The organism is Sphingopyxis sp., assembly GCF_035250425.1.
In the GTDB taxonomy this organism is placed as follows: domain Bacteria; phylum Pseudomonadota; class Alphaproteobacteria; order Sphingomonadales; family Sphingomonadaceae; genus Sphingopyxis.
On record NZ_DATFFD010000293.1, the window covers coordinates 1 to 12319 of the forward strand.

The 12319-nt window shown below is 64.9% G+C and carries 11 protein-coding genes and 1 tRNA gene; 5 read left to right on the forward strand and 7 right to left on the reverse strand.

Going from position 1 to position 12319, the window contains the following annotated elements; translation table 11 throughout:
• On the reverse strand, positions 1-651 hold a 651-nt coding region (locus VJ811_RS17785), incomplete at its 3' end, for an NADP-dependent oxidoreductase (RefSeq protein ID WP_324074872.1).
• A 96-nt stretch (positions 652-747) separates the two neighbouring features.
• On the opposite strand from VJ811_RS17785, the gene VJ811_RS17790 reads away from it, so the two are divergent.
• Positions 748-823 (forward strand) — tRNA-Ala (locus VJ811_RS17790).
• Between the two features lie 17 nt (positions 824-840).
• Here VJ811_RS17790 and VJ811_RS17795 read toward each other — a convergent pair.
• From VJ811_RS17795 to VJ811_RS17810, 4 genes are all read right to left on the reverse strand, one after another.
• The gene (locus VJ811_RS17795; RefSeq protein WP_324074874.1) at positions 841-2004 is read right to left on the reverse strand and encodes an acyl-CoA dehydrogenase family protein; all 1164 of its coding nucleotides are present in this window, start codon (positions 2002-2004) and stop codon (positions 841-843) included.
• A gap of 77 nt (positions 2005-2081) precedes the next feature.
• Positions 2082-2987 carry a DUF4349 domain-containing protein gene (locus tag VJ811_RS17800; RefSeq protein ID WP_324074875.1) on the reverse strand — a complete coding sequence of 302 codons (906 nt, stop codon included), beginning with the start codon at positions 2985-2987 and terminating at the stop codon, positions 2082-2084.
• 74 nt (positions 2988-3061) lie between these two features.
• Positions 3062-5374, reverse strand: coding sequence for an ATP-dependent helicase (locus tag VJ811_RS17805; protein ID WP_324074876.1), 2313 nt, complete (start codon positions 5372-5374; stop codon positions 3062-3064).
• 10 nt (positions 5375-5384) lie between these two features.
• Positions 5385-6266 (reverse strand): Rossmann-like and DUF2520 domain-containing protein, encoded by an 882-nt coding sequence (locus VJ811_RS17810; RefSeq protein ID WP_324074877.1) that lies wholly within the window; start codon positions 6264-6266, stop codon positions 5385-5387.
• Between the two features lie 221 nt (positions 6267-6487).
• On the opposite strand from VJ811_RS17810, the gene VJ811_RS17815 reads away from it, so the two are divergent.
• Both VJ811_RS17815 and VJ811_RS17820 read left to right on the forward strand, forming a co-directional pair.
• The gene (locus VJ811_RS17815; protein ID WP_324074878.1) at positions 6488-7054 is read left to right on the forward strand and encodes a septal ring lytic transglycosylase RlpA family protein; all 567 of its coding nucleotides are present in this window, start codon (positions 6488-6490) and stop codon (positions 7052-7054) included.
• 82 nt (positions 7055-7136) lie between these two features.
• Positions 7137-8405, forward strand: coding sequence for an MFS transporter (locus VJ811_RS17820; protein WP_324074883.1), 1269 nt, complete (start codon positions 7137-7139; stop codon positions 8403-8405).
• Between the two features lie 86 nt (positions 8406-8491).
• Here VJ811_RS17820 and rsmD read toward each other — a convergent pair whose 3' ends face one another.
• Both rsmD and VJ811_RS17830 read right to left on the reverse strand, forming a co-directional pair.
• Complete coding sequence (rsmD, locus tag VJ811_RS17825) at positions 8492-9034, reverse strand: 16S rRNA (guanine(966)-N(2))-methyltransferase RsmD (protein ID WP_324074879.1); 543 nt, start codon at positions 9032-9034, stop codon at positions 8492-8494.
• Positions 9034-9882 (reverse strand): pseudouridine synthase, encoded by an 849-nt coding sequence (locus VJ811_RS17830; protein ID WP_324074880.1) that lies wholly within the window; start codon positions 9880-9882, stop codon positions 9034-9036. Before VJ811_RS17830 ends, rsmD begins: the two co-directional genes overlap by 1 nt.
• Positions 9883-10041: 159 nt before the next feature.
• Between VJ811_RS17830 and VJ811_RS17835 the strand changes: the two genes are divergently transcribed.
• Positions 10042-10479 carry a response regulator gene (locus VJ811_RS17835; protein ID WP_324074881.1) on the forward strand — a complete coding sequence of 146 codons (438 nt, stop codon included), beginning with the start codon at positions 10042-10044 and terminating at the stop codon, positions 10477-10479.
• Between the two features lie 126 nt (positions 10480-10605).
• On the forward strand, positions 10606-12294 hold the full coding sequence (locus VJ811_RS17840; protein ID WP_324074882.1) for an AmpG family muropeptide MFS transporter: 1689 nt from the start codon (positions 10606-10608) through the stop codon (positions 12292-12294).
• Positions 12295-12319: the final 25 nt, after the last annotated feature.

Consider the following 12319-nt stretch of genomic DNA (forward strand, 5'->3'; position numbering starts at 1 on the left):
GCCGAGGCGTTCGAGCGCGGCGGCGAGTTGGGGGAGCACCGGCCCGGCCTTATAATCGATCGCCGCGTCGGCGCCGAGATCGAGCGCCCACGCGCATTTGTCCGCGCCGCCGGCCGAGCCGATCACGGTCATTTCGCGCGCCTTGGCAATTTGCACGACAGCTGAGCCGACGGCGCCCGCGGCCGCCGAGACGAATATCGTATCGCCGGGTTTCGCGGCCGCGACGCGGAGCAGGCCGATCCATGCCGTCCCGCCGGTCAGGCCCATATTGTGCAGGAAGGTTTGCGGGGTGAGGCCGGCCACCAGCAGGTCGCCGGGCAGCTTGTTCGGCATCATGTCGAGGCCGATGACACCGCCGTCGCGCCAACCGCCCATGTGGAGGATCAGGTCGCCGGGCGCAAAGCCCTCCATCCTGCTTTCGATGACCTCGCCGATCGCCCCGCCGGTCATCGGCTGATCGATCTGGAAGCTCGCGGCGTAGCTCTTGGCTTCGTTCATTCGCCCGCGCATATAGGGATCGACCGAAAGCCAAAGGTTGCGGACACGGAGCTGGTCGGGCTCAAGCGCTCCTTCGGGCATCTCGCGTAGAACGAAATTTTCTATCGTCGGCAGCCCCTGCGGACGACTGGTCAAATGCCATGCCTTGGCCATCGGAATCCCCCATTCCTGTATTTCCCCGGCGACGGTGGCGATCGTCAGAAAAGCCGTTGCCTCCGCCAATCAGTGTCGTTAATACCCCGCCGTCGCGGGGCCGTAGCTCAGATGGGAGAGCGCTGCAATCGCACTGCAGAGGTCAGGGGTTCGATTCCCCTCGGCTCCACCAGCGACCATTTCAACACATCAACCCGCAAAATCGCGAATCATGTTCTTCGCGATCACTAGCTGCTGGATCTGCGTCGTCCCTTCATAAATGCGGTAAATGCGGCAGTCGCGATAGAAGCGTTCGGCCAGATATTCCTTGAGATAGCCGGCGCCGCCGTGGATTTGCACCACGCGATCGGCGACGCGGCCGCACATTTCGCTGGCGAACATCTTGGTCGCCGCCGCTTCGACGAGGATCTTTTCACCGCGGTCGGCGCGCGCGCAGGCGTCGGCGAGCATACATTCGGCGGCGTAGATTTCGGCCTTGCTGTCGGCGAGCATCGCCTGGATCAGCTGGAAATTGGCGATCGGCTCGCCAAACGCCTTGCGCTCCATCGCATATTTGAGGCCGGCGTCGAGCATGCGCTTGGCGTAGCCGACGCTCGCCGCGGCGACCGACAGGCGCCCGTTGTCGAGACTCTGCATCGCGGCACGAAACCCGATGCCTTCCTCGCCGCCGAGCAAAGCGTCACCGTCGACATGCACATCCTCGAGGATCACGTCGGCGATCTGCGACCCCGCCTGGCCCATCTTGCCGTCGGGCTTGCCGATCGACACGCCGAGTGCGTCGCGCGGGACCATGAAGGCGCTGACATGGGCGTTCTTGGGGAGCGCCTCGGCATTGGTGCGCGCCATGACGAGGATGACATCGGCGAAGGGGGCGTTGGTGATGTAGCGTTTTGTGCCGTTGAGCACATAACCGTTGCCGTCGCGCACCGCGCGGGTCTTCATCGCGGCGCTGTCCGATCCGCTGTCGGGTTCGGTGAGGCCGAAGGCAGCGATGGCGCCGGTTGCGAGTTTCGGCAGCCAGTATTCTTTCTGTTGCTCGGTGCCGAAACCGACGAGCGACTTGCACACCATGCCGATGTTGATCGAGATGATCGAGCGATAGGCGGGCGAGGCGTAAGCGATCTCGCGGATGAAGCCGACATATTGGCTGACGTTCATTCCCGCGCCGCCATATTCCTCGGGCATCGTAACCCCGAACAGGCCCATCTCGCGCATTTCCGCAAGGATATCGTCGGGAACGCGGCCGAGTTCTTCGAGCTGGTCTTCCGCGGGGATCAGCCGCTCGCGAACATAGCGCTGCAGCTGCTCGATAAAGGCGTCATAGGTGTCTGCATCCATTCCCGGATTGGCCATCGTCTTCCTGTCCCTTGCGGCGTTGTGGCTTTGCCATAACGCCGCAAGGAACCTTTGCAAGCGACGCGCCGCCCTGGTCAGCCTGCTGGCGGCGTTCCGGGATCGCTGGCTCGCGCCTCCACCCGTATCTGCCGGCGGACGGCGACCATGAAGCGGCTGCGCCAGAACGCGACGATCAACCCGAGGAGAAGCGCCCACGGGAGCAACGCCGCGCCGAGCGTCAGGAGGAAACTGAGCGCCGTGCTGCCGCTGCGCATCAGCGTCTCGCCGGCGCTGGCGAACGGATTTTCGTGGCCGATGCCCGGGAGGCCGCCGTCGCTGGCGTAGTTGAACGCGACGCTTGTCCACGCGATACGCGCTTCGCCGCTGCGGCGGGCCTGACGTTCGTTGCCGACCTCACCGCGGAGCTGGCTGATCTGTGCCAGCAATTCAGCACGTTCGCGCTTGTCGAGACCGCCCGATTTCAGCCGCTCCTCCAGCCGCGCGATTTCGGCTTCGGAACCTGCGCTGCGTTGCTGCGAGGCGAGGATTTCGGTTCCGACATCCTCGCCCGCGACGCTGGCGTCGGCAAGCACGCCTTCGGCCTTTTCGACGCTGGCGATCGCATTGGCGCCGAACTTGCGCGCGATGCCGGGGTCGAGTTTGAACTGGGTCTGCGCCTCGACGAGCTTTTCGTCGGTCAGCTGGTAGCGGACGTCGACGATGCGGCAACGCTGGATGCCGAGCGTTTCGCAGGCGGCGGCGTGCTCTTCCTGAATCTTGGAAATGCGGTCGTCGGCGAGGCGGAAGGTATAGGCATAATCGAAGGCAACGCCGGGCGCGGCTTCGATGCCGATCCGGGGGGCAGCTGCGGCGTCGGCAGAGCCTTCTTCACTAACGGCTTCGGCGGTGGCGGCATCGGTTGTCGCAGCATCTTCGGCCGCTTTTTCCGAGCAGCCGATTAGGGCGAGCGCCATCGCGCCCGCTAAGAGCTTATTTCGCATGCAGATTCTCCCAAAACGCGACTCGTCGGCCGCGTGGGATGGCATATCATAACTAAAATAGTAGACAATAAAAATCAGGCGAGCTTGACGAAGCTGTCCAATACCCTCTTGGTGCCCGCCTGCTCGAACGCGACTTCGAGCTTGTTGCCGTCGATGTCGGCGATGTCGCCATAGCCGAATTTTTCGTGGAAGACGCGCATCCCGATGGCCAGATCGGCTCGCGCCTTGGCACCGACCGAGGCCGCTGGGCCGCGTTCCGATGGCGCCGGGGCGCGGGTGATCGTCGACGATTGCGCCGTAGCGCGCTGCCACGCCGGGCCGCGCGTCATCGTGCGCGCGCTGTTCCGCTCCGCGACATGGGCAAAGGGATCGCCCTGCGCCGACCAATTGGCACGCCACAGGCTGGCGCCGCCGCCGAAGCTGTTCTCGCTGTCGACATGCTCGGGCGGGATTTCGCCGATGAAGCGGCTGGGGATGCTGCTGACCCACTGGCCGTAGATGCGGCGGTTGGCGGCGTGATAAATGCTCGCGCGCTGGCGGGCGCGGGTGATCGCGACATAGGCGAGGCGGCGTTCCTCCTCGAGGCTTTGCGTGCCGCCTTCGTCCATCGAGCGTTGCGACGGGAAAACGCCATCCTCCCAGCCGGCCAGGAAGACGTGATCGAATTCGAGGCCTTTCGCCGCGTGGATCGTCATGATCGTGACCGTCTCGGTCGTGTCGTTGTTGTCGCGGTCCATGACGAGGCTGACATGTTCGAGGAACGCCTCGAGCGATTCATATTCCTCCATCGCGCGGACGAGTTCGGAAAGATTCTCAAGCCGGCCCGCGGCCTCGATGCTGCGATCGGCCTGGAGCATCGCGGTGTAACCCGATTCGTCGAGGATCAGTTGCGTCAGTTCGGGATGCGACAGCTCGTTGGCCTTTGCCTGCCAATTACGCATCTGCGCGATGAAGTTTGCGAGCTGGCGGCGCGCCTGCGGCGTCAGTTCGTCGGTTTCGGTGATGCGCGATGCGGCATGAAGGAGCGGCGTGCGCTCGTGACGCGCAAACTGGTGGATGCGCGCGAGCGCCTTGTCGCCGAGCCCGCGTTTGGGCGTGTTGATGATCCGTTCGAACGCCAGATCGTCGGCGCTCGACTGGACGAGGCGAAGATAGGCGAGGGCGTCGCGGATTTCGGCGCGTTCGTAGAAGCGGAAACCGCCGACGATGCGGTACGGCATGCCGATCGCGATGAAGCGGTCTTCGAATTCGCGCGTCTGGAACTGGGCGCGGACGAGGATCGCGGCGCGTTCGAGCGAGATGCGCTGGCGCTGGAGGCTTTCGAGTTCCTCGCCGATCCGCCGCGCTTCCTCGGGCCCATCCCACACGCCGACGACGCGGAGCTTGTCGCCGGGTTCGAGATCGGTCCACAAAGTCTTGCCGAGGCGGCCCGAATTCTGCGCGATCAGGGCAGAGGCGGCGGCGAGGATCTGCGGCGTCGAGCGATAATTTTGTTCGAGGCGGATGACGGTCGCGCCGGGGAAATCCTTTTCGAAGCGCAGGATGTTCGCGACCTCGGCGCCGCGCCACGAATAGATCGACTGGTCGTCGTCACCGACACAGCAGATGTTCTTGCGTTGCTGCGCGAGCAGGCGGAGCCAGAGATATTGGCTGGCGTTGGTATCCTGATATTCGTCGACGAGGATATATTTGAAGCGCTCCTGATATTGTTCGAGCACGTCGCGGTGGGTCTTCAGGATCACCAGCATGTGCAGCAGAAGGTCGCCGAAATCGCAAGCGTTCAGCGTCTTCAGCCGCGCCTGATAGAGCGCGTAGAAATGCTGACCCTTGCCGTCGGCGTAGGATTCCTTGTCGGCGGCGTCGAGATCGCCCGGGACGAGTCCGCGGTTCTTCCATTTGTCGATGAGGCCCGCGAGCTGCCGCGCGGGCCAGCGTTTCTCGTCGAGCCCTTCGGCCTGGATCAGCTGCTTGAGCACGCGAAGCTGGTCGTCGGTGTCGAGGATGGTGAAATTGCTTTGCAGTCCGACGAGTTCGGCATGGCGGCGGAGCATTTTTGCCGCGATGCTGTGGAACGTGCCGAGCCATGGCATGCCCTCGACGACGTCGCCGACCATCCGCCCGATGCGCTCGCGCATTTCGCGCGCCGCCTTGTTGGTGAAGGTCACAGCAAGGATTTCGGACGGCCACGCGCGGCGCGTCGCCATGATGTGCGCGAGGCGTGCGGTCAGCGCGGCGGTTTTGCCGGTTCCCGCGCCCGCGAGCATCAGGACCGGGCCTTCGGTCGTCAGCACCGCCTGGCGCTGCGGCCCGTTCAAGCCTTGCAGATAGGGCGGATCCGACGGGTCGGGGCGGGTCAGGTCGGGCAGCGAGGCGGGGGTATCGTTCACGCGCGAACGATTAGGGAACAGCGAGCAGGCTGTCCAGTGCGGTGAGGCGGGCCGACGGCATGGTTCCGCCGCGTTTCAGTTCGTCGAGCGTCGCGCGCGCCATGGCGCGATAAGCGGGCAGGAGGTCCGGGCTGTGCGCACTCAGCGCGTCGAGATGGCCGGCAATCGTCAAATCGTCGCCGCGCAGCAACGGACCCGACAATCCGGCGAAACCGTGATCGAGGCTGTTTTCGAGCGCCGCGCGGACGAGCGGCGCAAGCAGGCCCGAAGGATCGTCGACCCCGGCGTCGCGCAGTGTGTTCGCGGCGCCGGCGATGAGCGTGACGAGATGGTTGGACGCATGACAGAGCGCAGCGTGATAGATCGACCGGCGATCCTCGGCGATTTCGACCGCAATGCCGCCGAGCAGCGCGACGATCCGTTTCGCTTGCCCGGTCGCCTCGGTCGTCGAGCCTGTGACCGCAAAGCGGGCGCCGGCCATGCGCTGCACTTCGGCCTGCGGATCGCCCGTGAAGGTCATGGCGGGATGAAGCGCGGCGGTCAGCGCGCCTGCCACGCGCAGCGGTTCAAGGATCGCGGCCCCGCTGCGCCCGCTGACGTGAAAGATAAAGGGCGCATGGCTTGCCGGGAGAATTGCCGCCATGTCTGAAACGACGGCGGCCAGGGCGTCATCGGAGACCGCGATCGTGATGACGTCACAGTCGGCCATCAGGCGATCGATCGTCGGCGCGAAAACCGCGCCGATCGCTGTCGTAGCCGATCGGGTGCTTTCGGGCGTCCGGCCCCACAGGAGCGGCGGAGCGGGCGCATGCGGGGCGAACGCGAGCGCCAATGCCTGCGCGACGCGGCCCGCGCCGATGATGCCGGGTCGATGAAAGCGAAAATCGGTCATGGGTGCGCGATGTAACGGCTGGGCTAAATTTTCGCCAATGGAACGTCTGCACGCGACCGGTTGCATATCCACCCAACTTTGTCACCCCGGACTTGATCCGGGGGCCATGACTTCAACGCTGCGGTGGCTCCCGGATCGAGTCCGGGATGACGAAGGCCGGGATCCGGCCTCAGCTAGCCAACGGACTTTATCTCGCCAATCCCGACCTCTAGGATCGGGCGATGCAGAAATTTTCCAAGATGGCGATGGTTGGCGCGACTTTGGCGATTGTGGCCCTTTCGGCGTGCGCCGGCGGCGATTATCGTCCGGTCGCCGACACCCCGGTGCGGATCGGCCCGGCCTATACGATCCGCGGGACAACCTATGTGCCGGCCGCAGCGCCCGCTTACGACGCGCTCGGCTATGCGAGCTGGTACGGCAGCGAGTCGGGTAACCGCACCGCCAATGGCGAACAGTTCCGGCCCGGCTGGATCACCGCGGCGCACACGACGCTGCCGTTACCGACCTATGTCGAGGTCACCGCGCTCGATACGGGGCGGCGGATCATCGTGCGCGTGAACGATCGCGGGCCGTTCGCGCTCGGGCGGGTCATCGACCTGTCGCGCGGCGCGGCGGAAGAGCTCGGCATGAAGACGCAGGGGCACGCGCTGGTCCGCGTGCGCCGTGTCGATCCGTCGGAGAAGGATCGCAAACGGCTGCGCGAAGGCAAGGCGGCCGGTCGGCTTGCGCCCTTGTCGGGGCAGGAACTGCAACGGCTTCGGGCGCGGCTTCCCGCCAAAGGACAATAGCGCGCGCATTGCGGCTTGCGCCATGCGAGGCAAGGCGTCCAAAGCGGCGCCGAACCAAAGGGGGAGAGCATAGCCCGTGGATCTGGCACCTTACCGGGCGCATCGGCGCATCCTGACTGCGAGCCTTGTCGGCACCGCGGTCGAATTTTACGATTTCTATATCTACGGCACCGCCGCGGCGCTGGTGTTTGGGCCGCTCTTCTTTCCCCAGAGTTCGGACTCGGCGCAGTTGATGTACAGCTTCATGACCTTCGGGCTGGCCTTTTTTGCGCGGCCCGTCGGGGCGATTGTGTTCGGCCATTATGGCGACCGGATCGGGCGCAAATCGACGCTGGTCGCCTCGCTGATGCTGATGGGCGCCTCGACACTGCTGATCGCCTTCCTGCCGACCTATGCGATGGTCGGATGGGTCGCGCCGTTGCTGCTCTGCATCCTGCGTTTCGGGCAGGGGTTCGGGCTCGGCGGCGAGTGGGGCGGGGCGGCGTTGCTGGCCGTCGAGAATGCACCGCCTGGGTGGAAATCGCGCTTTGGGATGTTCCCGCAATTGGGCGCGCCGGTGGGTTTCATCGCCGCGAACGGGCTGTTCCTGCTGCTGGGGCTTGGGCTCAGCGACGCCGATTTCGCTGCATGGGGCTGGCGCATTCCGTTCCTTCTGTCGGCGGTGCTTGTCGGGCTGGGGCTGTGGGTGCGGCTGAAGATCGGCGAGACGCCGGATTTTTCCGAGGCGCTGGAGAAGGAGGCGCCCGTCGCGGTGCCGCTGGGCGAGTTGTTCCGGCACCATCTGGTGGCGACGCTTGCCGGCACCTTTGCGGTCGTCGCCTGCTTTGCGATCTTCTACCTCGCGACCAGCTTTGCGCTGGCGCATGGGACGACCGCGCTCGGTTATCCGAAGGAACAGTTTCTGCTGATCCAGCTTGGCGCGATCCTGTTCATGGCGTTCGGGATCGTCTTTGCGGGCTATTGGAGCGATGCGTCGAGCGCGCATCGCGTGCTGACCTGGGGATGCGGCGCGACTGTGCTGGTCGGCTTCCTGTTCGGCCCGTCGCTGGCGTCGGGAAGCTGGCTGATGATCTTCCTCGGGCTCGCGACCGCGCTGTTCGTGATGGGACTGGTCTATGGCCCGCTCGGCGGGTGGCTGACCGGGCTGTTCCCGGTGCGCGTGCGCTATACGGGGGCGTCGGTGGCGTTCAACGCGGGTGGTATAATGGGCGGCGCGATGGCGCCGATCGTTGCGCAGGCCTTGGCCGAACGCGGAGGGACCGCGATGGTCGGGCTGTATCTGGCGGTGGCGGGGATCGTGAGCTGGATCGGCTTGCTGATGGTGCGGCGCGAAAGCGTTCATGCAAACTAAAACTTCGTCATTCCCGCGAAAGCGGGAACCCAGCCCGCAACGGTTGCTCGCTGGGTTCCCGCTTTCGCGGGAATGACGAAGTTGGGTCAGGCGAGGCGCAGCAGCGTCAGCTTCGCCTTGCCCACCTTGCGCTCGACATCGATTTCGAAGCCCGCGATATCGACCGTTTCATTGTGCGCGGTCTCGATCGACACCCAGCTGTCGGGGCCGATCCAGCCGAGGCGATTGAGCTTGTCGAGCGCGACGCTGCCCGCGCCGGTGTCGTAAGGCGCATCGATCATCAGCAGATCATAGGTGCGCTTGGCGGGGCCGAGGCTCATCACCGAGCCGGCGCGGATATCGGCGCGTACGGTCGCTTCCAACGCGCTCAGATTCTTGCGCAACACATCTAGCGCGTCGCGATCCTGCTCGGCGAACAGGCATTGTTCGGCGCCGCGCGACAGCGCCTCGATCCCGAGCGCGCCCGACCCCGCGAAAAGGTCGGCGACGACAAGCCCCTCGAAACTGCCGACACGGCTCGTCAGCATCGAGAAGAGCGTTTCGCGCGTCCGGTCGGCGGTCGGGCGGGTCGTGTCGTTCTTGGGCGCGAGCAGCTTGCGGCCACGCCATTCACCAGCGATGACGCGCATCAGCCGAGGTGCCGCCGGAATTTGAACAGTTCGTCGCGCGGCACGACATCGACCGACCCGAGCGGCATGCCGCCGAGTTCGAACGCGCCGTAACGCGTGCGGATCAGCCGGCTGACCTGGAGCCCGAAATGTTCGAGCACCTTGCGGACTTCGCGGTTCTTGCCTTCGGTCAGCGTCATTTCGACCCACTGGTTGCGGCCGGTGCGGCGTTCGAGATTGGCGTCGATCTTGCCGTAGCGGACGCCGTCGATCTCGATCCCCATCGCCAGCTCCTCGAGCTGCGCCTGGCTGATGTCGCCGAAGGCGCGCGCGCGGTAGGTGCGCTCGACCCCGCTCGCCGGCAGTTCGAGCTGGCGTTTGAACTCGCCATCGTTGGTGAGGAGCAGAAGCCCTTCGGTATTATAGTCGAGGCGGCCGACGGGCATCAGGCGCGGCAGGTCCTTGGGCAGCAGGTCATAGATCGTCTTGCGGCCCTTGGGATCGCGCGCCGCGGTGATGCAGCCCGCGGGCTTGTTGAAGCGGTAGAGGCGCGTCGAGACGGGTTTGGCGACAGGATTGCCGTCGACGGTCAATCCTTCGAGCGAGGTGAGCAGCGGCGCGGGATGGACGATGACCTGGCCGTTCAGCGCGATGCGCCCCTCCTCGACCATGCGTTCGACATCGCGCCGCGAGCCGACGCCGGCGCGCGCGAGTAGCTTGGCGATGCGCTGCGGCCCGTCCTCGCGTTCGGCCTCGGCGGGTTTGGTCTTGAGCGCGGTCGCGGCACCGCGCGCGTCACGGCGGCCTTTGGGAGCGTCGCGGTCTGCGGTGGGGCGAGGCGTCGAGCGGGGTGGACGGCGGGTCGTCATCGGAACGGATGAAGCTTTCTTGTCGTTTTCAAGGAAAATGGTGTTGCGTTGTGACCACGCTCATAGCCGGAAAAGACTCGCTTCGTCGATGGCAAGCAGAAGCAATCTTGCAGGACGGCGCGGAGCGAGTCATGGCACACGAACCCTAAGGGAGTCATCATGCTGTTCGCCCACCGCCCGTCCTGTATCAAGCGGTTGCTGATCATCGAGGATGATCCGCTGACCGCGTTCGACAATGAGCACACGCTGAAACTTGGCGGGTACGACATCGTCGCAACGGTCGATTCGGGCGAGGCCGCGGTGGCGATCATGGCCGCCGAACCGATCGATGCGGTCGTTCTGGACCTGGGCCTTGCGGGGCATATGACGGGGCGCGAAGTCGCGCGGCTGGCGCGCGACCGCGGTATCGCTGTGCTGCTGGTGACGGGACAATGCCCCGCCGATGCCGAAGAAATCGCCATCGCCTGCCTCAGCAAGCCGCACAGCGCTTCGGCGCTGGTTTCAGCGCTGAAGGCGGTCGAGTCGATGACGTGCAAGAACCAGGCGCCGCGCAAGGTCAGCGGGCTGACGACTTTCTGGCGGCCCGCCGCAGCGTGAGATGCGGCGGGCCGACCGGTCGCAAGCGGCGGGCGGCCAATTAGCCGCTTCCAATTTATCCCCAACGCGTTAGGCCGTTTGTGACATGGGCAATGGCCGATCCGTACGCTGCTAAGGGGGAATATCATGTCGACAGATGAGGCGATGCCGGCACCGCAAGGGTGGCGCGACAGCCTGCGGCCCTATCTGGAACCCGCGCCACTCGCGGCGCTGTTCCTCGGCATATCGTCGGGTTTTCCGTTCGCGATGATCGGCGCCACGCTGACGACCCGCCTCGCGCAGGACGGGATCGAAAAATCCTCGGTCACCGCCTTCGCGCTGACCTTTCTCGCCTATAATCTGAAATGGGCGTGGGCCCCGGCGATCGACCGATTCCGCATCCCCATTCTCGGCAGCATCGGGCAGCGGCGATCGTGGCTGATCCTTGTCGGCGCGCTGGTGTTCATGGCGGTATCGGTGCTGGGCAATCTCGACCCCAAGGCGTCGCTCGCGGTCGTGGCGCTGGCCGCGATTGCGGTCGGACTGGCCGGGGCGACCTATGACATCGTCATCGACGCCTATCGGATCGAACTGCTCTCGCCCGAGCAATTGGGTACGGGATCGGGGATGTCGCAATATGGCTGGCGCATCGGTGCCGCGGTCGCGGGCGCGCTGGCCCTGGTTGTGGCGGAACGCGCCGGGTGGGGCGTCGCCTATATGGTGTGCGCGGCGCTGGTCCTGCCGGCGATCGTCACGGGGCTGGTCATGGGCGAACCCGAACGCAAGATCGAGCGCCATTGGCCTGCCTATCTGTCGCGCGCTTATTACGCGGTCTTCATCTTCAGCTTCCCGATTGCCTTCCTCGTCGCGAGGCAGATCGATCAATGGCTCGATGTCGACATTCTTACGCTGATGGTGCTCGTCGGCTATCTGTTCCCGCTGTTCGACCTTTCCGCCCGCCGCTCGCGCGATATCGGGTGGAGCGGGCTGGTGAACTGGATCATCGCGCTTCCTGCGCTGGCGCTGGTCGCCGTTCTGGCGACGGATTGGGGCACGATCGCGGCTTATGTTGGCTCGACGTTGTTAAGCGCCGTCCTGGCTTTGGGCGCGATCATTATCGCGGCGCTGGTCACGCTGCCGACCAAGTCGCGCGAAGGCCAGGCGCCCGACAAGGGCGCGATCGGACCGCTCGCCGAGTTTTTCGCGCGCGAGGGGGCGATCTTGATCCTGTTCTTCTTGCTGTTGCACAAGATCGGCGACACGCTCGCCAACCTGACCTTCCGGCTGTTGTTCGAAGACCTGGGCTACACCAACGACGAGATCGCCTTCTATGATGTCGGGCTGGGGTTCTGGGCGCTGCTTGCCGGCGTGTTCGTCGGCGGCATCATCTATGCCCGGCTCGGCATGAAGCGGTCGGTGCTGCTCAGTCTCATCCTTATGGCGATTTCCAATTTCAGCTTTGCCGGCCTTGCCGCCGCGGGACACAGCAATTGGGGCATGGCGGGCGCAATCGGGTTCGAGAATTTCGCAAGCGGCATCGGCGGCGTCTGTGTCGTTGCGTATCTTTCGGCGCTAGCCGACCTGCGCTTCACCGCGACCCATTTTGCGCTGTTCTCCGCAGCGGCGAGCATCCTGGGACGGTTTCTGACGGGAACCAGTGCCGGAAAGCTGATCGAACAATTCGGCTATGTCGATTTTTACCTGCTGACGACGGCGCTGGCGGTTCCCGGCATCCTCATTTTCTGGTGGATGATGCGTTCGGGCCTGGTCGATCGTTCGATCGGGACGGCGGGCGAGATTGAAGTCGCAGATTTGCCGACCAAGCCAGCGGATTAATCTCGTGCACTGGTTCATCCTGACA